27 protein-coding genes are annotated in these 24,607 nt (G+C 53.4%); 18 read left to right on the top strand and 9 right to left on the bottom strand.

All coding sequences use genetic code 11. The features are described 5' to 3' along the window. The 7 genes from ABE504_RS18395 to ABE504_RS18365 form a co-directional block, all read left to right on the top strand. On the top strand, positions 1-1,006 hold a 1,006-nt coding region (locus ABE504_RS18395), incomplete at its 5' end, for a vWA domain-containing protein (RefSeq protein ID WP_430091340.1). A 156-nt stretch (positions 1,007-1,162) separates the two neighbouring features. After that, the gene (gene purT / locus ABE504_RS18390; protein ID WP_430091338.1) at positions 1,163-2,341 is read left to right on the top strand and encodes a formate-dependent phosphoribosylglycinamide formyltransferase; all 1,179 of its coding nucleotides are present in this window, start codon (positions 1,163-1,165) and stop codon (positions 2,339-2,341) included. Between the two features lie 49 nt (positions 2,342-2,390). Then, the gene (locus ABE504_RS18385) at positions 2,391-2,864 is read left to right on the top strand and encodes an acyl-CoA thioesterase (RefSeq protein WP_430091336.1); all 474 of its coding nucleotides are present in this window, start codon (positions 2,391-2,393) and stop codon (positions 2,862-2,864) included. 614 nt (positions 2,865-3,478) lie between these two features. After that, a complete protein-coding gene (locus ABE504_RS18380) occupies positions 3,479-4,003 on the top strand; it encodes a hypothetical protein (protein WP_430091334.1) in 525 nt (174 codons plus the stop codon). Positions 4,004-4,248: 245 nt separating this feature from the next. After that, complete coding sequence (locus ABE504_RS18375; protein ID WP_430091332.1) at positions 4,249-4,662, top strand: hypothetical protein; 414 nt, start codon at positions 4,249-4,251, stop codon at positions 4,660-4,662. A gap of 42 nt (positions 4,663-4,704) precedes the next feature. Then, positions 4,705-5,475 carry a DUF817 domain-containing protein gene (locus ABE504_RS18370; protein WP_430091330.1) on the top strand — a complete coding sequence of 257 codons (771 nt, stop codon included), beginning with the start codon at positions 4,705-4,707 and terminating at the stop codon, positions 5,473-5,475. Positions 5,476-5,492: 17 nt separating this feature from the next. Then, a complete protein-coding gene (locus ABE504_RS18365) occupies positions 5,493-5,786 on the top strand; it encodes a hypothetical protein (RefSeq protein WP_430091329.1) in 294 nt (97 codons plus the stop codon). 36 nt (positions 5,787-5,822) lie between these two features. Here ABE504_RS18365 and ABE504_RS18360 read toward each other — a convergent pair whose 3' ends face one another. From ABE504_RS18360 to cysT, 4 genes are read right to left on the bottom strand one after another with little or no spacing between them, the layout of a single operon-like run. Further along, positions 5,823-6,947, bottom strand: coding sequence for a sulfate ABC transporter substrate-binding protein (locus ABE504_RS18360; RefSeq protein ID WP_430091328.1), 1,125 nt, complete (start codon positions 6,945-6,947; stop codon positions 5,823-5,825). A gap of 32 nt (positions 6,948-6,979) precedes the next feature. Continuing rightward, positions 6,980-8,065, bottom strand: coding sequence for an ABC transporter ATP-binding protein (locus ABE504_RS18355; protein WP_430091326.1), 1,086 nt, complete (start codon positions 8,063-8,065; stop codon positions 6,980-6,982). Beyond that, positions 8,055-8,882: a sulfate ABC transporter permease subunit gene (locus ABE504_RS18350; RefSeq protein WP_430091324.1), complete on the bottom strand. Its 828-nt coding sequence runs from the start codon at positions 8,880-8,882 to the stop codon at positions 8,055-8,057. Before ABE504_RS18350 ends, ABE504_RS18355 begins: the two co-directional genes overlap by 11 nt. Beyond that, positions 8,879-9,682 carry a sulfate ABC transporter permease subunit CysT gene (gene cysT, locus ABE504_RS18345; RefSeq protein WP_430091322.1) on the bottom strand — a complete coding sequence of 268 codons (804 nt, stop codon included), beginning with the start codon at positions 9,680-9,682 and terminating at the stop codon, positions 8,879-8,881. Before cysT ends, ABE504_RS18350 begins: the two co-directional genes overlap by 4 nt. A gap of 332 nt (positions 9,683-10,014) precedes the next feature. Between cysT and ABE504_RS18340 the strand changes: the two genes are divergently transcribed. The 7 genes from ABE504_RS18340 (at position 10,015) to ABE504_RS18310 (ending at position 15,786) form a co-directional block, all read left to right on the top strand. Next, a complete protein-coding gene (locus tag ABE504_RS18340) occupies positions 10,015-10,803 on the top strand; it encodes an ABC transporter permease subunit (protein WP_430091321.1) in 789 nt (262 codons plus the stop codon). A 12-nt stretch (positions 10,804-10,815) separates the two neighbouring features. Beyond that, positions 10,816-11,592, top strand: coding sequence for an ATP-binding cassette domain-containing protein (locus ABE504_RS18335; RefSeq protein ID WP_430091319.1), 777 nt, complete (start codon positions 10,816-10,818; stop codon positions 11,590-11,592). A 12-nt stretch (positions 11,593-11,604) separates the two neighbouring features. Beyond that, entirely contained in the window at positions 11,605-13,215 is a 1,611-nt protein-coding gene (locus ABE504_RS18330; RefSeq protein ID WP_430091317.1) for an FAD-dependent oxidoreductase, read from the top strand. Beyond that, complete coding sequence (locus tag ABE504_RS18325; RefSeq protein WP_430091315.1) at positions 13,215-13,553, top strand: 4Fe-4S binding protein; 339 nt, start codon at positions 13,215-13,217, stop codon at positions 13,551-13,553. The genes ABE504_RS18330 and ABE504_RS18325 overlap by 1 nt, the downstream gene beginning before the upstream one ends. A 24-nt stretch (positions 13,554-13,577) precedes the next feature. After that, positions 13,578-14,621, top strand: a complete 1,044-nt coding sequence (locus ABE504_RS18320; RefSeq protein ID WP_430091313.1) for an ABC transporter substrate-binding protein — start codon at positions 13,578-13,580, stop codon at positions 14,619-14,621. Positions 14,622-14,726: 105 nt separating this feature from the next. After that, a complete protein-coding gene (locus tag ABE504_RS18315; RefSeq protein ID WP_430091311.1) occupies positions 14,727-15,557 on the top strand; it encodes an alpha/beta hydrolase in 831 nt (276 codons plus the stop codon). 19 nt (positions 15,558-15,576) lie between these two features. Next, a complete protein-coding gene (locus ABE504_RS18310) occupies positions 15,577-15,786 on the top strand; it encodes a YezD family protein (RefSeq protein WP_430091309.1) in 210 nt (69 codons plus the stop codon). Between the two features lie 68 nt (positions 15,787-15,854). On the opposite strand, the gene ABE504_RS18305 is transcribed toward ABE504_RS18310, so the two are convergent. Continuing rightward, positions 15,855-16,211 carry a MerR family transcriptional regulator gene (locus tag ABE504_RS18305; RefSeq protein WP_430091307.1) on the bottom strand — a complete coding sequence of 119 codons (357 nt, stop codon included), beginning with the start codon at positions 16,209-16,211 and terminating at the stop codon, positions 15,855-15,857. A gap of 108 nt (positions 16,212-16,319) precedes the next feature. On the opposite strand from ABE504_RS18305, the gene ABE504_RS18300 reads away from it, so the two are divergent. The 3 genes from ABE504_RS18300 (at position 16,320) to ABE504_RS18290 (ending at position 18,504) form a co-directional block, all read left to right on the top strand. Beyond that, positions 16,320-17,174, top strand: a complete 855-nt coding sequence (locus tag ABE504_RS18300) for an SDR family NAD(P)-dependent oxidoreductase (RefSeq protein ID WP_430091306.1) — start codon at positions 16,320-16,322, stop codon at positions 17,172-17,174. Between the two features lie 120 nt (positions 17,175-17,294). After that, the gene (locus tag ABE504_RS18295) at positions 17,295-18,257 is read left to right on the top strand and encodes an alpha/beta fold hydrolase (RefSeq protein WP_430091304.1); all 963 of its coding nucleotides are present in this window, start codon (positions 17,295-17,297) and stop codon (positions 18,255-18,257) included. Positions 18,258-18,378: 121 nt separating this feature from the next. Continuing rightward, positions 18,379-18,504 carry a hypothetical protein gene (locus ABE504_RS18290; RefSeq protein WP_430091302.1) on the top strand — a complete coding sequence of 42 codons (126 nt, stop codon included), beginning with the start codon at positions 18,379-18,381 and terminating at the stop codon, positions 18,502-18,504. A 23-nt stretch (positions 18,505-18,527) separates the two neighbouring features. Here ABE504_RS18290 and ABE504_RS18285 read toward each other — a convergent pair whose 3' ends face one another. The 4 genes from ABE504_RS18285 to ABE504_RS18270 form a co-directional block, all read right to left on the bottom strand. After that, positions 18,528-18,956 carry an ester cyclase gene (locus tag ABE504_RS18285; RefSeq protein WP_430091300.1) on the bottom strand — a complete coding sequence of 143 codons (429 nt, stop codon included), beginning with the start codon at positions 18,954-18,956 and terminating at the stop codon, positions 18,528-18,530. A gap of 937 nt (positions 18,957-19,893) precedes the next feature. Next, a complete protein-coding gene (locus ABE504_RS18280) occupies positions 19,894-20,880 on the bottom strand; it encodes an electron transfer flavoprotein subunit alpha/FixB family protein (RefSeq protein WP_430091299.1) in 987 nt (328 codons plus the stop codon). Between the two features lie 15 nt (positions 20,881-20,895). Beyond that, positions 20,896-21,660: an electron transfer flavoprotein subunit beta/FixA family protein gene (locus tag ABE504_RS18275; RefSeq protein WP_430091297.1), complete on the bottom strand. Its 765-nt coding sequence runs from the start codon at positions 21,658-21,660 to the stop codon at positions 20,896-20,898. A 51-nt stretch (positions 21,661-21,711) separates the two neighbouring features. Further along, the gene (locus tag ABE504_RS18270; protein ID WP_430091296.1) at positions 21,712-22,296 is read right to left on the bottom strand and encodes a TetR/AcrR family transcriptional regulator; all 585 of its coding nucleotides are present in this window, start codon (positions 22,294-22,296) and stop codon (positions 21,712-21,714) included. 249 nt (positions 22,297-22,545) lie between these two features. Here ABE504_RS18270 and ABE504_RS18265 point away from each other — a divergent pair, with 249 nt between their 5' ends. After that, positions 22,546-24,579, top strand: a complete 2,034-nt coding sequence (locus tag ABE504_RS18265; protein WP_430091295.1) for a heterodisulfide reductase-related iron-sulfur binding cluster — start codon at positions 22,546-22,548, stop codon at positions 24,577-24,579. Positions 24,580-24,607 lie beyond the last annotated feature (28 nt).

Raw genomic sequence — 24,607 nt, 5'->3', positions numbered from 1 at the left:
GGGTTCGGCGCCCCGCGAGGGCGATGCCGCCGATCAGGCGCTCTCCTTCGCCCAGGGGCGCTCGCAGCGCACCAAGCGCACCGGCGCCGCCCGCACGGCGCGGCGCGAAGCGGTCGTGCCCGCGAGCGGCGGGCACGGGGAGGCTGCGGCCGCCGCGTTCGCGACGGCGGCCTGGTTGGCGCCGGAACCGCCTACTGCTGCGCAGGAGGCGGGGTTCCGGCTTTTGCGCGAGCGCGCAGCGCCGCTCGCGAAGCCGTTAACGCGTGCGATTCGGCGCACGCTCGAAGTGAAGCGGATCGCGCCGAGCGGCGACCGCCTGTTTGGGCGGCTCGACAAGAAGCTTGTACGAGCCGTTACAGACGAGCAGCCGCGCTTGTTCTACAAGAAGCGCGGCCCGGACCCGCAGCTCGACGCGGCGTTCGCGCTGCTCGTCGACTGCTCGGCGTCCATGTACGACAAAATGGACGAAACAAAACTCGGTCTCGTGCTGTTCCACGAGACCCTCCGCAGCCTGCGAATCCCGCACGAGATCGTGGGATTCTGGGAGGACGCGGACCGCGTGACGGAGCAGGAGGCGCCGAACCTGTTTCAGGCGGCGATCGGGTTCGACACCTGCTTCGCGGTCGGCAGCGGCGCGGCGCTGATGGCGCTCGATCCGCAGCAGGACAATCGCGACGGCTTCGCGATTCGCGAGATGACCCGCCGGCTGCTGCGGCGGCAGGAGCGTCAGCGCATCCTGCTCGTATTCTCCGACGGCGAGCCGTCGGCGGCGAACTACCACGATGTCGGCATCCTCGACACGCATGAAGCGGTCGTCCAGGCTCGGAGGCAGGGTCTTGAGGTGATTTCCATTTTTCTGGCAAATGGAAAGGTTCACGAAACGCAGCGGCTGGCGATGAGCAACATTTACGGGCGCAGCTCGATTGTTGTGCCGAATGTGGAGGAGCTGCATGAGCAACTGGTTCCCATTTTGCGTAAACTATTGTTGAAGTCGATTCAAATGTAGGGACGGCCCATCCCTATCTTTTCCTGTCGAAATCCAGTACAATAGATGCGGAGATTTGACCTCGCATGACGCTTCTGTGGAGAGCGGACGTCAGGTGCGGATGTTTTTTACATAAGTTGAGTTAAATTTGGAAGAGGATTGAGGGGGAACCATCGCGTGTACGGAGCACCATTATCGAAAAAAGCGAAGAAAATCATGCTGCTAGGCTCAGGCGAGCTTGGCAAAGAGGTAGTTATTGAGGCGCAGCGCCTCGGAATCGAGACGATTGCGGTCGATCGGTACGAGGGAGCGCCAGCGATGCAAGTGGCTCATCGCAGCCATGTCATTCCCATGCTGGATGGCGACAAGCTTCGGGCGTTGATTGAGCAGGAGCGTCCGGATCTGATCGTTCCGGAGATTGAAGCGATCGCTACGCCGACGCTGGTTGAGCTTGAACAAGAAGGCTATCGCGTTATTCCGACGGCCACGGCTTCCCGCTTGACGATGGACCGTGAAGGTATCCGCCGTCTGGCTTCGGAAACGCTGGGCCTCCGCACAGCTGCGTATGAATTTGCCGACAGTCTGGAAGAGCTCCATGCGGCGGTGGCGAAGATCGGCACGCCTTGCGTGATCAAGCCGATCATGAGCTCGTCCGGCAAAGGCCAGAGCGTATGCCGCACGCCGGAAGATGTGGAGGCATCCTGGAACATTGCGATGGAAGGCGGACGTGCGAAGAAGGCACGTGTGATCGTCGAGGAGTTCATTCATTTTGAGTCGGAAATTACGCTGCTCACGGTACGTTCGGTATCGGGCACAACGTACTGCCAGCCGATCGGGCATATCCAAAAGGACGGCGATTATATCGAGTCCTGGCAGCCGCATGACATGACGGAAGCTCAGATTGCCGATGCGCAGCATATGGCTCGGACGATTACCGATGCCCTCGGCGGCTACGGCATTTATGGCGTAGAGCTGTTCTTAACGGCGAAAGGCGTCTATTTCAGCGAAGTTTCGCCACGGCCGCACGATACCGGCATGGTGACGATGGCGACGCAGGATCTGTCAGAGTTTGCGCTGCACGTTCGCGCGATTCTCGGACTGCCGATCACAGGCATCCGTCTTTTGACACCGGGAGCAAGTTATACGTTGAAGGCGGATCGTGAGCAAGTCGAGCACCAAATCGGCGGTTTGGCGGAAGCGTTGTCCGTGCCGAATACGCAAGTGCGCATTTTCGGCAAGCCGGAGACGAAGGTGGGCCGCCGGATGGCGGTTGCGCTGAGCAGCGGCGCGACGGTGGAAGAAGCGAGAGCGTTGGCGAAGGAAGCGGCGAGCAAGCTGACGATCTCGTACGAGTAAGAGGACCATGGCGTGGGTCGTGGGTAAGACATCTCAGGAGGCATACACAATGGACGCAAAACCTGCAAGACTCTCCCGAACCGTGTTGACCGAAATCATTTTGCCCGCAGACACGAACTATCATAACACCGTCTTTGGCGGCCGCGTGATGCAGTATATGGATAAAGTGGCGACCATCGCCTCGATGCGGCATTCCCGCAAAGCCGTCGTGACGGCGTCGAGCGACAGCTTGGATTTTTTTGCGCCGGTGAAGCTTGGTGAGGCCATTCAACTCGAGGCGTTCGTGACGTGGACGCATCGCAGCTCTATGGAGGTTTTCGTGAAAATCGAATCCGAGAACCTGCTGACCGGCGAGCGGAAACGCACGGCGACGGCTTTTCTGACGTTCGTGGCTTTGGATGAGCATGGCCAGCCGACGCCGGTACCGGGCATCATTCCCGAAACCGAGGAAGAGAAGAAGCTGTTCGAATCGGCGGAAGCCCGGTTCACAGCCCGCAAGCTGCGGAAGGATACTCGGTTATAAAGTAAAAAGCGCTGCATGGGAACGAGGTTCCGGTGCAGCGCTTTTTTGTAGGCATGGTGGGGAAGGAGAGGCAGCCTTGAAGCAGCGCCATGCCCTCAGTCAATGCTGACGCCATAGAGTGGCGGCGCGGCCAGGTATTTTTTTGCGTAACGGTTCCCACGGGGCTTATTTCCTCAAAAAGTGGGGGGATTTCGCTGTAACGGTTACAGCAGCGCCTATTTCCCTGAAAAGCTGCGTTTTCGGGCGGATTTTTGTGAGATAAGCTCTATGGCATCCGTTACCTTACGAAATTCCGGAAATCTGGGCGAATAGGCGCTGTGATAACCGTTACACGCAAATTCTGAGTCCCATCGGCAGAGTTAAGTAAGGGCGCAGAAGAGTTTTATTTATGAGTGGTGGCGCAAGCAAGCAGTTTGCTATGGTGCCGATGAATGAGTCACATGACAAGTGATTTACTTAGTCGGAAACTGGAGTTTTCAAATATGATCATTGATTTCATAGTACTTGGCAGAATTGCGGAATCTACAAATTTTGGATTTCACTTATATTGAATATTTTGGTAAAATATCATGGGTGTTCCAATATACCATGAATTTCGTTTAGGGGAGAAACAAATGAAGAAGAGGTTTGGATTTACAATATTATTTCTAATCGTTATAGGTTCTCTCTATTTCTGGGGTTCAATGAAATTGAATTTTTCTCCAAGATACTTCTACACGCTTGTTACAAAGGATACTAATTTGAGTAATGAAAATATTAATGGCTTAAAGTTACACCAAAGTATGAAGGATGATTGGTTTATTGTTAAGTACGGTACGGAATATGAAAGAAAAGAAAATGCACTGTTTGACTACTACGAATTAAATGATGGTTTGATGGTTGCTACTCAAAAAGGTAACGATAAAATTATCCGCATTAGTATGACAACTGTAAACACTCAACCACTTCGAACAAACAAAGGAATAGGCATTGGAGAATCAATTGACAAAGTGAAGCAATTATATGGCGGTAGCTATTATACAAGATGGGAACAAGGCTCAAGTATAATTGGGTATGTTGATGGGAAAGAAACTTTGGAATTTTGGTATGCTCAGAATGAGGTAGACCAAATACGATATGATGTTGCTTCTAAGAATTAGTATGGTAACCTGGTGTCTAGGCGACGCCTCCTTATAAATAAAATGGAGGCACTAAGGGATCCTCAGTGCCCCCGGTTGATCGGTCGATGCTTATAAATACAACTAAAACAATCGGATTATAAATATATGAATCATCCTTTTATCACTCCTTTGTCAATAAGAAATTTGGTGAAGCGATCTGTCATCCTATGGTAAGATGGGCAATATCTATCGAGGAGTCATCTTTTTTCAAAAGTGGAGGATGCATGCGACGTAAACTTAACCTTTTGGCCTTATGCTTCGTCTTATTGTTGGTTGCACTAGGCTGCAGCAAGGAGGAGATCAAGCCTAAGCCGAGTCCTACAACGCTTGCCGATCTCTACCCCGGAGACCTGCGGCAAGTAGACCGCATCGAAATACGCAGCGGCTCGACGGGAGAGCTTCACATTTACGATGACGCTGCAGCCGTACAGAAATGGCTGACGACGGTCAGTCAGATTACCCTAACGCCTGATCCGAACCAAGAAGGGCGAGTAGGATTTCTCTATGGCGTATCTTTGTACGAAAAAAAGACCATGAAGCTCGGCTTTACCAACAATTCAATCGCAAGCGTGTATTATTTGCACAACGAAGCGTGGGTGAGGGAGATGCAGGCGTTTTTTGATGCAGGGAAGCCTTAATCTTCGTCCCCAACTCCCTATCCCAATAACCAAGGAGCAAGCATGAAAACTTTCATCCGAGAACTATGGGCTTTTACGTGGGAAGAATCCCTGTGCTGCATTTTTCCCGTTATTATTTTCGCCACGTTAGCTCTATCCAAAGTGTTGCCGTTTCATGGCGCATATCGTTATGATTTCATTCTGATCGTTTGTGTGCTCGCCCAATGGGCGCTGGTCAAGTTCGGGTGGGAGAGCATTGACGAAGTTAAAGTAATCATGCTGTTTCACTTGATCGGCCTCGGCCTGGAGCTGTTTAAAGTCCATATGGGGTCCTGGGCATACCCAGAAGAGGCGCTGACCAAATGGTGGGGCGTTCCGCTGTACAGCGGCTTTATGTACTCGAGCGTTGCGAGTTATGTGTGTCAGGCGTGGAAAAGGCTGCATCTGCGATTTGTGCGTTGGCCGCGCACGTGGCTTGCGGTTGTGCTTTCGATTGCTATCTATGCGAATTTTTTTACGCATCATTATGTGATTGACCTGCGTTGGTTGCTGATTGCGGCGATCGTCGTCGTGTTTTATCGAACGAGAGTGGAATTTACGGTCACGACGCGCAGGTACAGCATGCCGATGATCCTTTCGTTTGTGCTAGTTGCCTTTTTTATTTGGCTGGCTGAAAATATTTCTACGTTCTTCGGCGCTTGGAAGTATCCGGACCAGATGCACGTCTGGCAGATGGTGCACTGGGGGAAAATGACGTCCTGGTTCATGCTTGTCATTATTTCCATCATTATTGTTGCGGAGCTGAAACGGGTGAAATATCCGGATCGCGTATAGAGGAAAGGGGAAAGTTCATGCGAGGCATATCTGTTTTTTTATGCGTGGTGACGCTGAATATTCTGGCTGCCGTGTTCTTCAAAATGGAAGGCATGGTGCTGTTCGATCTTACGCTGATCATCACGCTTCTTATTCTGATTAAAATGGATGCTCAAGCGCTTATTCTCAGGTTGAGTCGCCAAAAAATCCAACGGCACAATGAACAGCACCTCCGGCAAAGCTTGGATGAACAGAAAGCCTCCCAACTCGATGAGAAGGATTTGCCATCTGAGCGTGACGTCAAACGATTAATCGAAGAAGACCCCCTCTGAGCCTCATTGAAGGCCCGGAAGGGGTCTTTCCGCATCTTACTTCGCGCCGCCCTCAGCGAGGACTGTTTCCCAAATAGCGCCTTTGCCGTACAGCTCTTTGTTCACTTTATCCCAGCCGCCAAGGTAGTCGATGTTGAACAGGCCGGCAGGTGTTGTGTAGTTTTTCTCATATTTCTTCGCAACTTCCGGCAGAACAGAGCGGAAGCCTTTCTCTGCAAAAACAGTTTGCGCGTCTACAGAGAACAGGTAGTCATAGAACGCTTGAACGGCTTCACGGTTGCCGTGCTTGTCGACGTATTTATCGACGATCGCAACAGGGTTCTCGATGGATGTTGTGTAGTTCGGAACGACTTCAACGTATTTTTTACCGGATTGAATACGGGAGATGAGCTCGTTCTCATATGTGATGATTGCGTCGCCTACACCTTTATCGAAGGTCGCCAAGGAATCGGCGCCGCTCTTGTCGAGCACTTTGATGTTTTTGTACACTTTGGCGAGCAAATCTTTCGCAGCCGCAGGATCTTGCTTGCCGGTAGCCGCTTCAGACGCTTTCAGCCCGGCGCCGTAGAGGCCGTTAATATCCCATTTCGCGCCGCCGGATGTGCTCGGGTTCGGAATCAGTACTTCAACGCCTGGTTTTGTCAAATCGACCCAGTCCTTGATCCCTTTTGGATTGCCTTCTCGCACACCGATTGCGGTGATGGAGCCCGTGACGAAGCCTTTGAATTGATTGTTTTTCCAGTTGCTTGTAATAAGTCCTTTTTCTACGATTTTTTGGATGTCGCCCTCGAGGGACAAGGGAGCAATGTCCGCTTCAAACCCTTGTATAATCGCGGTAGCTTGCGAGCCGGATGCGACATAGGATTCGTTGAACTCTACGGTAACGCCGGTTTTTTGTTTATAAGCCTCTTTGAATTTAGGTAAGATGACATCAAAGGACTCTTTCAAAATGGAGTATGCGCCAATCGTAATGGTTACTTTGCCGCCGTTAGCTTTAGGCGTCGTGCTTGCTGCTGTTGATGCCGCCGGTGTGGAACCATTAGCAGTCGCGGATGCTGCGGGGGATGATTCTGTTTTGGAGCCAGTTCCGCAGCCTGTGAGCGCAATGCTGACGGATAAGAGTGCTGCAGATACAAGACCGAGTGATTTCAATTTTTTCATCGTAGTTCTCTCCCTTTTAAATCATATATGGTTTATATAAATACAGGCTGTGGATCCTGCATGGCCTGATTGTCGAGCCACGTGGTGCCTGATGTGGTGAAGACGGAAATCTGGTGTATGAGCACGTTGACTTCATCGCCGGGTTGATACACTTTGTCTTTAACCGTTTGGTAGGCAAAAAGCTTCAAATCCCCGATTTTCACTTCCAAGTACCACGAATCTCCGCGGAAATGCACATGCGTTACTTTGCCTTTTTCCCCGGCTGAGGCGAGATGGCGAACGTCGTGAAGTCGCACTTGAATGTTTTCCGGGCGAATGAGCACATGAACATCCGGCTGCCACTCGCCATCCTGCTGCAAGTCGGCCAAAGTGGGGAAACCGATCAGCGGCTTATAGCGTTGGAGCTTGTTGGACTCGCCGATGAAATCCGCGGCAAACGAGGATGCAGGCCGGGTATAAATTTCCCACGGCGTTCCTTGCTGTTCGATGCGACCGCCCTGGACGAGAATAATTTCATCCGCTACTTCGATCGCTTCATCCTGGTCATGGGTGACGAACAGTGTCGTCACTTTAAACTCATTGATGAGGTTGCGCAGCCAGAGCCGCAGCTCTTTACGGATTTTGGCATCGATCGCCGCAAAAGGTTCATCCAAAAGCAGCAACTTCGGTTCAGGCGCAAGCGCTCTGGCGAATGCAACACGCTGGCGCTGACCGCCGGACAGCTGATGAGGATATTTGCGCTCATTGCCGGCAAGACCCATCAATTTAAGTAAGTAGGTGACACGGTCATGAATCTCGGCTTTCGATTTTTTCAGTACTTTGAGTCCGTAAGCGACGTTATCGAATACGGTCATGTGCTTGAACAGTGCATAGCTTTGAAAAACAAACCCGATGCCGCGCTCCTGTACCGGCGTGTGGGTGGCCAGCTTGCCATCGAAATAAATGTCGCCGCCAGACGGAATTTCAAGGCCGGACAACATGCGGAGGATCGATGTCTTACCGCCGCCGCTGGGACCGATCAAACCGACGAGATGACCTTGCTCAACGCTGAAATTCACATCTTTAATGGCGTGAAACTGCCCGTAATGTTTGTTTAAATTTCTCACTTCAATGTGCATGGGGGGAGCCTCCTCCGTTATGTTTGGATTCCGATTGGCGTTTGAGCCACTCCAGCGCGAGCAGTATGGAAATGGAGATGAGTCCCAGCACGAACGCGACGCTGTTGGCAGCTACGAGTTGAAATTGTTCGGCATCTTGATAGACGAGCGTCGTTGCCGTCTGCGTTTGATTGATAATATTTCCGGATACGACGAGAATGGAGCCGAATTCGCCAAGCGATCTGGCGATCGTAAGAATTAGACCGTAGACAACACCCCAGCGGATACTCGGCCAGGTGACTTGAAAAAATGTTCGCAGCGAGCCTGCTCCCAAGGTAGCGGATGCTTCTTCGGATTGTGTGCCGATTTCTTCAAGAAGCGGCACGACTTCCCGCACCATCAAAGGAAAAGTGATAAACATCGTAGCGATGACCATGCCGGGAATCGCGTAGACGATTTTCATCGAATGTTCTTCCATGAAAGAGCCGAGCGCCGTATTCGGACCGAAAATGACGATGACCATGAGGCCGACAATGACCGGCGAAACCGCGAACGGAAGATCGATAATGGCGTTGATCAGCGGTTTGAGCCAGCGGGACAGCCAGGTGCCGCGCACGATTTGGAGGGAGAGATAGACCCCGACAATGGTGTTTAGCGCCGTGACAATCACGACGATGATGGCTGAAATTTTCAAAGCGTGCAAAGCTTCCGGTCTAGTCAAGGCATCAACGAAAGCGGAAGGACCTTCTTCAAAAGCGCCAAAGCCGATTCCGATGAAGGGCAGGATAATGAGCAGAAATACGATAAGAAAGGAGATTCCGATGAGCAGCTTTTTCATGCCAGGCGCCCCTTTCCGCGAGTTACGATGTGTACGAACCAAAGAATGAGCAGAGAGAGGGTCAGCAGGACGAGCGAAATCGCAGCCGCGCCTTCGGGATTGTAGTTCTGCGTTTCACCATATATATAAACGGAAGCGACCATCGTTTTGCCCGGCAAGTTGCCGGATATTAAGGAGATGGCGCCGAATTCAGCCAATGAGCGGGAAAAAGCCAACATGGAGCCTGCCACAATACCTGGTAAAATTGCAGGGAAAACGATTCGGCAAAACGTGTAGAACTTTGATGCGCCGAGCGTTGCGCTTGCTTGTTCTTCGCCGGGATCGAGCTGTTCCAGCAGTGGCTGCACGGCACGAACGACAAACGGGAACGTAACGAAGACAAGACCGATAACAATTGCGGTTTGGTTGTACAGCAGCTTGACGCCAATGTCTTCAAGCCACTTGCCGAGCGGGCTGGAAGGGCCCAGCAGCGTAAGAAACATTAGGCCGGCTACTGAGGTCGGCAATGAAAAAGGGAGATCGACCATGCTGTTCAGCAAGCTGCGTCCGCGGAAATGATACCTGACCAGAACGAATGCAATAAGCGTGCCGATAATCGCTTGTATCAGTGTGGACACGATACTGAGTTTGACTGTCAGCACGATGGATTTCCAGGCGAGAGGACCGGTCACTTCTTCCCAGAAGGGGGTCCAGCCCAGCGAAAAGCCTTTGACATAAATGGCAGCTATCGGGATAAGCAACAACACGATGAGATAGCCGACAAGCACGGATCGAACCGTCGCTCGCAATACAATACGCATGTAGCACCGCCTATTCGTATAAAACATACCGTTTTACTTGGTTTAATGACATGACTATATCAGGGTGTGGTTTTTTTTGTCAACAAAAATTTTTGGAATGGTGGACGGTATTTATCGAACTTTTCCCCTATATTTGAAGCAAAAAAAATCATTGACGCTGCTGGAACTCGGTGCTAACATGATATTCAATACCAAGTAATCAGGTGTGAATTATTAACTTAAATGATTGAGTCGACCAGATCAACTGGAGACTCCCGTTTCCGCCATCTAGATTTTTCATGGCGTGAATTGGGAGTCTTTTTACTTTACTTCATGAGAAGAGAGGGATTTCAATGAGACAGAACAAACAGCGTGACAACAAGACAGTATTGAATTGGCAGCCATGGGCGATTCCAATCTGTATCGTGGTTGTCTGGCAGCTGCTCGGCCTCAGCGGGTGGTTGTCCGATCGTATTTTGCCGACACCGCTCGAGGTTGTCAAAGCACTCATTCATGTGATTCAAGATGGTACGATTTTTGAATATGTCGCGGTCAGCACCAAGCGTGCCTTGCTTGGATTTCTTATAGGCGGCAGTATCGCCTTTGTGTTGGGGCTGCTCAATGGGGTGTTTCCGATTGCAGAAAAGTTTCTGGATTCCTCGCTGCAAATGGTCCGGACGATCCCGCATCTCGCGATGATCCCGTTAGTCATTATGTGGTTCGGCATCGGAGAGACGTCCAAATTGTTCCTCGTATCGTTAGGCGTTGCGTTTCCTATTTATCTGAATACGTTCCATGGCATTCGCAGCGTCGATCCGGGACTCATTGAAATGGGCAAAGTCTACGGGTTAAAAGGCTTTTCGCTGTTCGCCAAGGTGATTTTACCCGGCGCACTGGCGAATATTCTGCTCGGCATTCGTTTCTCGCTCGGGATTATGTGGCTGAGTCTCATTGTGGCGGAGACGATCACGGCCGATTCTGGCATCGGCTATATGGCGACGCATGCGAGAGAGTTCATGCAGATGGACGTTGTTGTCCTGTGCGTCATACTGTATGCGCTGCTTGGCAAATTGTCCGACGTGGTCGCCAAGTTCCTGGAGCAGCGCTGGCTGCAATGGCACCATAACTACTTGAAACGATAAGGAGAGGCGCGTATGAGTATCCATACTGGAGGCGTGCAGCTGCATGTGCGCCATGTCAATAAGGAGTTCGGCAGCACGCAAGTGCTGTCAGGCATCGATCTAAAGATCAAGCAAGGCGAGTTCGTGGCGATTGTTGGGCGAAGCGGCTGCGGTAAAAGTACGCTGCTGCGCCTGATCGCAGGGCTTGATGAGGCCAGCAGCGGCGCGATTATTTTGGATGCGCAGGCGGTCAGCGGCGTTCATGCTGATACGCGGGTGCTGTTTCAGGAGCACCGGCTGCTGCCGTGGAAAAAGAACATCGACAATGTACGCATTGGCGTCAAATCCGGTGACAAAGTGATCGCGGAGCGGGCGTTGGGGCAAGTTGGCTTAGCCCACAAAGCGAACGACTGGCCGGCTGTGTTATCCGGCGGCCAACGCCAGCGCGTCGCTTTGGCCCGCGCTTTAGCCGGCAACCCGAGGCTGCTGCTCCTGGATGAGCCGCTGGGCGCGCTCGATGCGCTGACTCGCATCGAGATGCAGCAGTTGATCGAGAAGCTGTGGCTCGAAAAGCAGTTTACCGTGCTGTTGGTGACGCACGATGTCAGCGAAGCGGTTGCTTTGGCAGACCGTGTTATCTTAATCGAAAGCGGCAAGGTCGGTCTGGATTTGAAAATTGCGCTAGCCAGACCAAGGGAAAGAGATAGTGGGTTTGCCTACTACGAGAAAACGATTCTGGATCGTTTGCTGGTCAAGCGGCCTCATGAGCAGTACGCTTTTGCAGCGACTGCGGATGCTTTTACAATATAGGGGGAATGAACGATGAGCGTATTGGATATTCGGCTTCATGCGGATGTATTGGTAATCGGCGGCGGTCCTTCCGGCGCTTGGGCGGCAATTACGGCGGCCAAAGGCGGCGCCAAGGTCGTACTGGTCGATAAGGGCTACTGCGGAACAAGCGGAGCTACGGCGCCTTCCGGCACAGGACTTTGGTACGTCAACCCGAATCCAAAGGATCGGGAGGAAGCGATGAAAAGCCGGGAAGCGCTGGGCGGCTACTTGGCGGACCGCGGCTGGATGCAGCGTGTGCTGAATCAAACGTACAGCAATACGAATCAGATTGCGGCCTGGGGGTATCCGTTCCCGCTCGATGAGACAGGAGTATCCCACCGGAAGAGCTTGCAGGGGCCGGAGTATATGAAGCTGATGCGTAAGCAGGTGAAGAAAGCGGGTGTGCGGATTCTGGATCACAGTCCCGCGCTGGAGCTTCTCGCTGACACGCACGGCGTAGCAGGGGCAACGGGCATTAATAATCAGACACAAGGCACTTGGCGTGTGGACGCTTCGGCGGTTGTCATTGCAACCGGAGGCTGTGCCTTCCTTAGTAAAGCTTTGGGAACGAATGTGCTGACCGGCGACGGCTATTTGCTGGCTGCTGAAGCAGGAGCTTCCTTGTCCGGCATGGAGTTCTCGACCGCCTATTCGCTCGCGCCGGCTTTCTCGCCGGTGACGAAATCAGCGTTCTACACATGGGCTACGTTCTATTATGAGGACGGCACTGTGATTGAAGGCGCCGGGTCGCAGCGCGGCCGTTCGGTCATTGCGCGAACGCTGTTAAAGCAGCCTGTCTACGCCCGACTGGATAAAGCCGACGATTTGCTGCAAAAAGCGATGCGCGCGGCGCAGCCGAATTTCTTCCTTTCTTTTGACCGGTTAGGCATCGATCCGTTTACGCAAAAGTTTCCGATCACGCTTCGCTTTGAAGGCACTGTGCGGGGAACGGGCGGCATCCATATTGTGGATGAGACCTGCGCAACGGAAGTTCCCGGTCTCTATGCGGCGGGCGACGCAGCTACACGCGAGCTGATCTGCGGCGGATTTACCGGCGGCGGCAGCCATAATGCAGCTTGGGCGATGTCTTCGGGGTATTTCGCCGGTGAAGCTTCGGCGGTGTATGCGAAGCGACTTGGGGTTGGCGCTTCCCAGCGCAATGCCAAAGGCCTGTCAGAGGCATCAGGTCTTCCGAAGCTGGCGACAACGCGGACAGGTACGCTGGACACCAATGACATCGTGAAGGCTGTACAGGACGAAGTGTTCCCATACGACAAAAACTGGTTCCGCACTGGTGCGGGGCTGGAGGCGGGACTCGGCCGATTGAACCGCGTGTGGGATGAACTGAAGCAAGGCGTTCAAGCTGGTGACGGTAACGTGGTCCGTGTACGGGAATCCATTGCGATGACGGCAACGGCACGCTGGATGTTCACCAGCGGTCTGGAGCGCAAGGAAACGCGGGGCATGCACCGCAGAGAGGATTTCCCGGCGATTGATCCAGCCCAGCATTATCGCATTGTGAGCGGCGGACTGGATACGCTGTGGGCGAAGCCGCTAGTTGAATCAACTGCTGTCCAACCTACCAAGGAGGCGATTGTGTAATGATCGAAATTTTAAGCAAAGACCGCTGCATTTCTTGCAACCAGTGTGTATCGGTGTGCCCGACCAACGTCTTTGATGCGGTGGCGGGCGGTATTCCTGTCGTTGCCCGCCAGTCGGATTGCCAGAGCTGCTTCATGTGCGAGCTGTACTGCCCGACGGATGCACTCTTCGTATCGCCGGTGGCGGAAGCGCGCCATCATGTGGAAGAGAAGGAACTGGCGGAGAAAGGGCTGATTGGCAGCTATAAGGCCGATCTTGGCTGGGGCAAAGGGCGCAAATCGACCGCTGAGGCGGACGGTTCTTATGTTATTTTTCAGCGGATGCATGCATCACACTAGGGTTATGAAGTGGAGGAGCTCAAGATGAAGAACAGAACATGGAAACAAAAAGTCGGCTTACGTTTCGCCGGAACACTGCTGCTCAGCGCTTTACTGATTGGCGTGACGGCTTGCGGAGCGAAGGGGAAGCAGACGAGTGCGCCTGCGGCAAACGCTTCGTCAACGACGGCGGCGCAAGGCGAAATCAAGCTGCCGGAGACGCTTCGCATCGGGTTTATTTCCGCGAATAACAATAAAACGATCACAGGGCCGGAAGGTTGGGCGCAGTCGAAAGGCTATTTGGAGAGCGAGTTGAAAAAATACGGGGTCAAGGAGTTTAAATATGTTAATTTCCCGAACGGGCCGAATTTGAATGAAGCGGTCACCGCGGGGACGCTCGATGTCGGCATTTACGGCGATACGCCGGCGATTAACGGTAGAGCGGCAGGGCTGAAGACGAAGCTGATTAACATTTCTCAAATCAACATGAACGTATGGCTTGTCGCGAAGCCGGACGGTCCGAAAACGCTGGCCGATTTGAAAGGCAAGAAGGTTGCAACCTCTCAAGGGTCCTATATGAGCCGATATTTGATCTCTCTTTTGAAGGAGCAGGGGCTGGAGAATGATGTGAAAGTATTGCATCTGCTGCCTGCGGACGCGGAAGCGGCTCTGGCGCGCGGGGATATTGCGGCTTATGCGTATCCGACAGGTTTTGGCCCGCTGATTCTGAAAAAAGGGTATGTTACGATTGACGAGGCATCGAAGCACCCGGATCTGCTAGGGACCAGCTTGACGGTGGTGACAGAGGATTATTTGAAAGCCAATCCGGCGTTTCCAAAGCTGTGGAACGATATTCGGGCGCGCGCTGTGAAAGAAATCAGAGCGAACAGCGAGGAATATTTCAAGCTCTATGCGGATGTTTCAGGCTACCCGGTTGATGTGGTAAAGGCATCGTTCAAGATCGATCAATGGCCGGAGGAAGCGTTCCCTGCGCAAGGCTTGACACTAGTGAATGCGACGAAAAAATTCCTGGTGGATCAAGGTTTGGCGAAAAAAGACTTCACGCAGGATGAATGGATTGTGAAATAAAAAAGTTGATTGACACCCGCAAGTGATGATGCTAAGATGAACTCATCTTTTAATTCCGACAAAACTCATGTGAATAATAAGAGTTAAAGAAAGGGAGCTATCATCATGGAACATGTCATAACGATCCGAACTGAAAAAACCGATCTTGCCGCAACGTTGCATTATCCGACCCAGCAGCCTGGCAAGGCGGAGAAAGATTGCGAGCGCTGGCCGCTTGTCATTATCTGTCACGGTTTTATCGGAAACCGGATCGGCGTTGACCGTTTGTTCGTGAAGGCAGCTCGCGCACTGAGCGCGCTTGGGTATTTGGTTCTTCGGTTCGATTACGGCGGCTGCGGCGAAAGCACAGGCGATTACGGTGCCGGCGGGCTGGATGTGTTGATCAATCAGACGCGCTGCGTGATTGATTACGGTGTTTCCATCGACTGTGTCGATCTGAGCCGAGTTATCGTGCTCGGTCACAGCCTTGGCGGGGCAACCGCCGTCTTGACGGCAGCCAGAGACTCCCGGGTGAAGACGCTCGTGCTCTGGTCGGCCGTCGCCCACCCGCACAACGACATCGTACGCATCGTCGGGAAGCAGGAGTACGAGAGATTGCCTCGAGGCGGAACGATTGAGCATCACGGGTATCAGCTGAGCAGCCGCTTTTTCGAGTCTTTGGCGCAGCATCAGCCTTTTGAACAACTGCGGAAGTTTGCCGGCGATGTGCTTGTGATTCACGGAACGTCGGATGACATCATCCCTGTGGATTACGCGTCGCTCTATCAGAAAATGTTTTGGCTTCGCTCGGAAGGCAGCTGCGAACTCGATTTGATTTATCAGGCGGATCATACGTTTTCTACGGCTGGCGCCCAAGCGGAGGCGATTGAGAAAACGGGAAATTGGTTGAATTTCATTCATAAACGGAGCCACGAGTGGAATGATTGGACGATTTAATGGGCTGGGAGGAATCGGAATGGCAAAACCGCTGGAGTTGGATGAAGTGTGGGTGCAACGTATTATTCAAGTATTGAATGGGCTCGAGTATGGCAACGTGCAGATAGTGGTTCATGACGGGCGTATTACGCAGATTGATAAAACAGAGAGAAAGCGGTTTGATACGGCTTCATCGCAGCAAGGGCAGCTGCAAGCAGTGAAAACCGTTAGGCAAGGCGGAAAAGGGTAGAACCATCGCAGGGGCAAACTAAAAAGCCAAATTCTCAGTAAAAGAGAGTTTGGCTTTTTAGTTTGATGCTATTCGAGCGTTTTTAGAAAATTGATTTTATCATCGAGTTTTACCAGCGTCTGCTCAAGTTTTTTTATTCGATCTTGCACGCTGTCGCGATACTTTTCAAGGTATTCTCTTCTTGCGCTTACATCTTCACTATTCGGCTGCTCAAGGAACTCCTGCATCTCCCGGATCGGCACGCCAAGCGTTCGTAAATGATGGATGATTTGAAGCCAGCCAATATCAGATTGCGTGTACTGACGGTAGCCGTTCTCGTCGCGCTGTATCCCTCGGATTAGCCCAATTTGCTCGTAATATCGAAGCGTGTGAATGCTCAGACCTGTCTCTTCGGCAACTTGTTTACTAGAAAATGTGTTCTCCATATCTTGATTATAGCATGAGCTCGCGACGTATTGCTATGGAGTATACTCTATACCTTATGATGTCTGAGAGAACGCAGGACAAGCATGTAAGAGGAGGCAGATGAGGTTATGCAGGAAGCAAGTATGGAGCTTAAAGATAAGGTGATTCTAGTCACGGGAGGTACATCCGGCGTCGGTAAGGCGATTGCCCAAGGTCTCGCTCGCCTAGGGGCTAAAACGGTTATAATCTCCAGGAGTCACGAGCGCGGACGGCAGGCGGTTCAGGAGATTGCCGCAGCGACAGGCAATGACCAAGGAGAGTATTTGACGGCCGATTTGTCGCTGCAATCTTCGATTCGGAACGTAAGCGACACGTTCAAACAAAAGTATGACCGCTTGCATGTGCTGGTCAATGCGGGAGGGGCCGTTTATTTTGACAGGCAGCGCACGTCCGAAGGGATAGATCGGATGTTTGCGGTGAACGTGCTCAGCCATTTTGTGCTGACGAATCAATTGGTGGACATGCTGACAGCGAGCGGTCCGGCAAGGGTGATTACGGTTGCAGGTAATCCGAGATTTCTCAAGAACGCCGCCATTGATGTAAACGATGTGCAGCTTGACAGCCATTACAGCAGCATGAGAGCATCGACGCAAACGATATTGGCAAGAACGCTGCTGACCTTTGAATTGGCGCGGCGTTTGCAGGGGACCGGCGTCACGGCCTCAGCCTTTCATCCGGGTTGGGTCAAGTCAAATTTGGCACAGAATGCACCTTGGTATGTAAGGGCGTTCGGGCCCCTGATGAATGCTTATGCCAAGGCGGATTGTGAAATCGGGGTTTATTTGGCGGCTGCGAAAGAAGTGGAGGGCGTTAGCGGGGTACTGTTCGATGACCGCAAACGGATCGTACCGATTCATGAAGCGTATGATGCTGGGCTAAAAAGTGGGCTATGGCGCGCGTGTGAGAAGCTTGTGACGGAGTAGGGAGAGAAGGGACAAGGATGGAAGAGGGGCGAATGCTTTTGTATCCAAGCAGGTGGCTATCCTTCCCGTAGTTCAGCGTATATAATGAAGGACAACAACTGATCGCGGAGGGATGATACGATGCGTGCGCAGCATTTTCGAATGGAATATGAGGGCCATTCGCATTACGTATACGCTTGGCTGCCGGCAGAAGCCGAGTCTGTGAAAGGCGTCGTGCAGATCGCGCATGGCATGGCGGAAACGGCGGCGAGGTACGCGCGGTTTGCGGCGTTTTTGTGCGAGCGGGGCTATGCCGTGTATGCGAACGACCATCTTGGCCACGGGCAAACGGCGGGTTCGCCGGAAGCGGTCGGCCGGTATGACAGAGGCGGATTTGAGGCGATGGCCAGTTTTATGGGGGCGCTTACATCACGCTTGCGCGAGCTCTATGACCGCGATGTCCCACTGTTCATTTTTGGTCACAGCATGGGGTCGTTTCTTACCCAGTACTACATGGGGACATACTTGGCGGAGCATCCGGAGCAAGTGCAGGGTATTGTGCTGTCTGGCTCCAATGGAAAAGAAGGTGCTGCCATTCATGTCGCCGTGCGCGTGGCCGCGGTTGAAGCGGCTTTACGCGGCGAGCATCATCGCAGCACGCTGCTGAACGGGCTCACATTCGGGGCGTTCAATCGCAAATGCAAGCCCGCGCGCACGCCTTTTGACTGGCTGAGCCACGATCCGGCGGAAGTGGACGCTTATATGCGCGATCCATACTGCGGCGGCGTGTTTACGTCGGGCTTTTTTCGGGATTTTTTCAGGGGATTACAGGAGATTCATCGTCCCCCGCATATAGATCGGGTGCCGAAAGATGTGCCTGTCTTCGTCTTTTCGGGGGATGAGGATCCAGTGGGGGCTTACGGAAAAGGTGTGCTGAGGCTAGTGGAAGCCTACAGACGGCATGGCCTTGAGCATGTGGAGATGAAGCTGTACCCGGGCGGCAGGCATGAGATGCTGAATGAAGTGAATCGCGATGAAGTGATGGGCGATGTGGCGGCTTGGTTGGAGTCCGTGGGGGGAAGATGGGGTGGCAAAGGGGCGTAAGCAAAGGTGAGCAACGGATTGTGTGATTTTTAAAAAAAGTCGGTCCTCCCAGTTAACTTGAAACATTTTCCATATGACATGCGTCTAATGGAAGTATCAGAGGAAACTGGGAGGTTTGACCATGAAAACGACGTTCATCTTGTTTGCGCTATTTATCATCTGCTTTTTCATCTCGGCAGAAATGCTTCCCGGCCTCCCTATCCGTGAAGACGCATCCTACGAGGAATGGGCTGACAGGCAGCTTTAATCATACTTGCGAGGGAAGTCAGTTTAAGTGTACTGATTGCGTTCCAGTTGTTTGCGAATGCCTTCTCGGTCAATCTGGATCCAGTACTCGGCAATTCTCCCGTCGGCTACGCGATACACGGCGCTGGCAATCTCGATGACGGGCTTGCCGGTCGGCGCGAAACCGTCGACTTCGCCGATATGCGTGCCGGTCTGTTTCCAGCGAACGTACACGCGGTCGTCCTGGCTAATCAGTTCTTGGATTTCGATTTGAAACTGACCGTAGGCGTCGATCATCTCCCGCACATGATCGGCGTAGTTATGCGGCGAGCGCTGAACGGTGGTCTCGTTTTCGGCCGTCACTTGATGGGCGAGGACGGTGTCGGCCATGTACTGCGCTGCTGCGTCGGGATTCGTGCCGGAGCGGACGTGTTGGAAAAAGGCAGAGACGATTTCTTGTGGTAGCTGTGACATAGGCGGGCCCTCCTGCGAGATCATGATTTGTTCCTTGAGTATAGGGGATAAAAGGGGTGGGGACAAGCGGGCGAGGGGGCTAGTCAATATTGTTTGGTTAGTCGCGATGGCGCTTGGACAAATATATTTGGAAAATCAAAGGGAACCAGTGGAAATAGATTATTCTAAGTAACCTATTTCGAAGAGACGCTGGTTTTCCGATGGGGAAACAGACATTTTGCACATATTTTGCCACCTTAACGTGATTCATGGGGCATGGGGCTTACTCGCCGCTGGCCGTTCATCGTTTAGCCGTTGTCGAGCTTGCTGCGTCCACTATTCAATCGTCGCTAGTGCTCGCCACCGCCACGTACCCGTCGTTCCTCCAATGAACTGGAATTTCTCCAGTAAAATTTCGCCTTTTCGCCCAAATTGGGGGCTGAACTGGAATTTCTCCTGTCTAATTGCCCGTTTGGCAGCCATTCTCCGAAAACGACTTAAATGAACTGGAGCTTTTCCAGCTCAGGTGGCACGGGGGCCGTTTGCAGCCGAAATGAGCTGGGGGTTTTCCAGTTCATGGACGAGCAAAGCGGCTTAAGTTGTCTGAAGTCGTCTGGCTCCCCTTGTTGTCGGTTTAAGCGTACAGCTTGCCGGCGTAACCTGACAAGATTGGGGGGACAGCATGGGGACAAGGGGACAAGGGGGCTGGTCCAGGACCAGGTCCAGGTCCTGGATGAAAGCCTGCAAAAGAGCAGGCTTTGTTTTGGTTTTTCTTGGATTGCAGGTGAAAGCCTGCGAATCGGCAGGAATTTTGGGGGAAATGTCCCGATTCGAATGAAATCGGGGGAAAAAGCTGCTTTTCTGCAGGCATTCCGCAGGGGAAGCACAGAACGCCAAAAAAGCCTGCTGTTTCGCAGGCTTTGGGTATGTTAGGGCATCGCAACGCGTGCACGGCACGCTATGCGAGCAGTTTCTTGAATTCCGCCGTCAGCAGCGGAACGACGTCGAACAGATCGCCGACGATCCCGTAGTCGGCGACTTTAAAGATCGGCGCCTCCGCGTCCTTGTTGATCGCGATGATAACGCGCGACGAGCTCATCCCCGCCAGATGCTGGATGGCGCCGCTAATGCCGCACGCGATGTAAATTTCCGGCGTCACGACCTTGCCGGTCTGGCCGATCTGCATCGCGTAATCGCAGTACCCCGCGTCGCACGCCCCGCGGGAAGCGCCGACAGCGCCGCCGAGCACGCCAGCCAGCTCTTCGAGCGGCTGGAAGCCTTCGGCGCTGCGCACGCCCCTGCCGCCGGAGACGACGATTTTGGCTTCCGCCAAATCGACGGCGCCGGCGGCTTTGCGCACGACCTCGCGCACCACGCTGCGCAGGGAGGGCGCCGGATAAGCGACGCTCACCACCGTCGCTTGCCTTGCAATCGGTGCGGCCGGCGCAATGTTGTTCGGCCGCACCGTCACGATCCACGGCGCGCCGCTACCGGCGCCGGTAAACGCTTTCGTCTCGACCGCTTTGCCCGCGTAGAGCGGTCGCGTAAACACCACGCTGTCGCCGGAGCGCCGGGCAGCGGTCACATCCGAAAGCTGCCCAGCGCCCAGCTTGGCAGCGGCATAAGGCGCAAGGTCACGGCCAATCGCCGTGTGCCCCAGAAGTATCCCAGCTGGCGAGGCTTCCGCCACGACCGCCGCCAGCGCAGCCCAATACGATTCAGGCTGGTACACCGCCAAATCGTCATGCTCCACCACATAGACGGCCTCCGCGCCGTACGCCGCCAACTCATCGGCCAGCGCCCCGATGCCGGCCCCGCCAATCAGGCACGCCTCGACCGTGTCGCCGTCCTCCGCGCACAGCGCCGCTGCACGCAGCGCCTCCCAAGCTACTTGCCGCAGCTTCCCGCCGCGGGCTTCCGCCACTACAAGGAATCGTTTGCTCATCGTCCGTTCCTCCCCCTAGATCACTTTGGATTCGTTGCGCAGCGCCTGCACGAGTTCGGTCACTTGCTGGCCAAGCTCGCCTTTCAAAATCCGGCCCGCTTTCCGCGCCGGCGGCAAACTCAGCGATAAGCGCTCCGTGCGTGCGATAATCGCATCGGCGCCATCAATATCGTCCAGCGTGAGGTGCTGGAACGGCTTTTTCTTCGCCTTCATAATGCCCGGCAGGGAAGGGTAACGGGGCTCGTTAAGCCCTTGCTGTGCCGTAAAAAGGGCAGGGAGCGGCACCTCGAGCACCTCGGTGTCGCCTTCCGCATCGCGGTGAACGACAGCCGACGAGCCGTCAATGTCCATTTTTGTAATGGAAGCGACGTGGGGAAGATCAAGCAGTGCCGCCAACCGAATCGCGACTTGGCCTGCGCCGTTATCGACGGAGAAGTTGCCGCCGAGCACAAGATCGACCGACTGTCCCCGTAGATACGCGGCCAAAATCTCTGCCACCTCATACTCATCCCCGCGAATGCGATCGTCCGAGATGAGGACAGCTTCGTCGGCGCCCATCGCAAGCGCGGTGCGCAGCGCCTCGGCCGTGCGTTCCGGGCCGACGGACAGCAGCGTCACTTTGCCGCCAACGTCATCCCGAATTTGAATCGCCTGCTCCACGGCGTACTCGTCGTAAGGATTGATCACGAATTTCACACCGTCCTCCTGAACGGCTCCGTCCACCACCACGACCTTCTCTTCCGTATCAAACGTTTGCTTCAGCAGCACAAAAATGTCCATAGTCAAGCTCCCTTCTGAATATACATGAAATGAGACACTTGAAATGCGGGTTTACTCGATGCCTTTCATGAAAAAATCCAGTGTTTTTCCAACCTGTGCAGAGAGCGAATACTTCTGGCCGGAAATCAGCCAGGACGTGACGACTTCATCCATGCCGCCAAAAATAAGCAGCCGCACCAGCTTCACATCCAGATCGGCGCGAAAGCTGCCGTCTGCCTTGCCTCTTTCTAATATATTTTCGATGAGGATAATATATCTCTTGAGGGCAAGGCCAATCTCCTGGCGGAGCGCCAAATCACTTTGCCGCAGCTCAATCTGCGTGAGGAAGGCGAGGTGGACGTTCTTTTCGAGCACACCGTAATGAATTTCGCACACCTTGTACAGCGCTTCTTTGGCGCTCATCTCGGGCGTGATCTCTTCATTGAATTTCGCGACGAGCTCGCCCAGCTTCTCTTGAAAGAGGCTCGTGAGAATGTCTTCTTTTTTCTTAAAATACAAATAAATCGTTCCGTCCGCGACGCCGGCCTCCTTGGCAATCCGGGACACCTGCGACTTATGAAAACCGTGCTCCGCGAACACCTTCATGGCGCCTTCGAGAATGGCGTAGTATTTGTCAGGCTTTTTGCTACTTGTCAAGGGATCACCTCGGTGCTAGAATAAGGTTGAACCTGAATGAATACTCATTCATTTTTCTTAAGCTCATCATAAAATACGATGTACGCCTTGTCAACGACTTATTCCAGCTTCATGAAGCGAGATAGGAGGTTTGCCGGCTTACGCTGACTTTGAAAAGCACGTTTCAACTTGGACAATACATACAAGTGAGATTTGCTTTTTTGCGAGGTCGTGGTGAAAGCGTTTGCATAATGACTAAGGAGGTCCCCTATGCTCGGTACTCTGATTCAGCTACTCCTGTTTGCAGCCGTGATGGGCTGTGCCTTGGCGCTTTTCTGGCGCGTCGTGTATCACCGCTATCTTTACATTCAATTAGGAAAACCCGTGCAATTGCAAAAACAACTGAAAGACCGTCTCCGCGTCTTCGCGATCCAGGTATTCGGGCAGAGCAAGCTGCTCAAGGATCCCAAAAGCGGCGTCATGCATATCGTCATTTTTTACGGCTTCATCATTCTGCAGTTAGGTGCACTTGATCTCATTTTAAAAGGTTTAATTGGCCATAGGTTAGATTTTTCAGGCTATGACATTTTCACAGTGATCCAGGAATACACGGTTGCCCTTATCCTCATTGCTATGGGCTACGCGACGTACCGCCGATACATTGAGAAGCTCAAACGGTTAAAAAGAGGCTGGAAACCAAGCATCGTCGTCTTCTTTATCTTTTTTCTGATGCTATCGGTGCTGATCTCCGGTGGTTTTGAACGGGCGCGCGAGGGGCTGGCGGCTTCGTTCTACGCACCGTTGTCCTCGGGGGTCGCAAGTCTGGTGGACGGCTGGTCCCACACGGCGCTGACGATCGGGTTCTATATGAGCTGGTGGGCGCATCTGCTAATTTTGTTAGCGTTTCTTATCTATGTGCCGCAGTCCAAGCATTTTCATCTCATTACGGCACCGATCAACATCCTGCTCCGGCGGACCGGCCCTACCGGCAAGCTGGCGTCGCTCGATTTGGAAGATGAGTCGGCGGAGACATTTGGCGTTGGCAAAATCGAAGAGTTTACGCAAAAGCAGATGCTCGACTTCTACGCCTGTGTGGAATGCGGTCGCTGCACCAACGTGTGCCCGGCCAATACCACCGGCAAAATGCTGTCCCCGATGCATCTGATCACGAAGCTGCGCGATCATTTGACCGATAAAGGGGCGGTCATTACGTCCAAATCCCCTTGGGTGCCGGCGTATGCTTTCGGCTTGCATGCAGACCCGACTCCGCTGGAGACGGAGCTGATCGGCGGCGTCATGACCGAGGAAGAGCTGTGGGCGTGCACGACGTGCCGCAACTGCGAGGATCAATGTCCGGTCGGCAACGAGCACGTGGACAAAATCATCGACATGCGCAGGCACCTGGTGCTGACGCAGGGCTCCATGCCGCACGACGGGCAGCGCGCACTGCAAAACATAGAGCGCCAAGGCAATCCGTGGGGCATCAATCGCAACGACCGAATCAAATGGGTCAAAGAAGTCGACCCCGAAGATACGCTGAAAATCCGCACCGTTAAGGAGCAGCCGGATTTTGAATACTTGTTTTTCCTCGGTTCGATGGGCGCTTACGACTTGCGGAGCCGCAAGGTAACGCATGCGTTCGTCAAGCTGATGCGCGAAGCGGGCATTTCGTTCGCCATCCTCGGCAACGAGGAGAAAAATTCCGGCGATACCCCTCGGCGTATGGGTAACGAGTTCTTGTTCCAGCAGCTTTGCGCGGACAATATTGCCACTTTTCAAAAATATAAAGTGAAGAAGATCGTGACGACGTGCCCGCATACGTATCATATTTTCAAAAATGAATACCCCGAATTCGGGCTCACGGCCGAAGTGTTCCACCATACGGAACTGCTTCATGCGTGGGTGAAGGAAGGGCGTCTGTGGCCGCAGCATGCGGTGCACGAGCGCATTACGTACCACGATTCCTGCTACTTGGGCAGGTATAACGAGGTGTATGAGGAACCGCGCGAAATCCTGAAGGCGATCCCCGGTGTCGAGCTGGTGGAGCAGGCGCGATCCCGGTCGAACAGCATGTGCTGCGGGGCGGGCGGGGGCATGATGTGGATGGAAGAGAAGGTGGGAACGCGGGTCAATGTGGCGAGAACCGAGCAGCTGCTCAGTGTTCAGCCGACCGTGATCTCCTCGGGCTGCCCGTACTGCCTGACGATGGTGGAGGACGGCACGAAGCTCAAGGAAGTCGAGGATCAGGTGAAAGCGCGCGATGTGGCGGAAGTGTTGGCCCTTTCCGTGTTTGGCGTCTCATAAATTCAAGTCGTGAAGGAGATGGTATGTT

This window comes from Paenibacillus oryzisoli (assembly GCF_050467285.1).
GTDB lineage: Bacteria > Bacillota > Bacilli > Paenibacillales > NBRC-103111 > Paenibacillus_E > Paenibacillus_E oryzisoli_A.
Note: the sequence above shows the minus strand (reverse complement) of the source record. Positions and strands in the feature narration are given on the sequence as shown.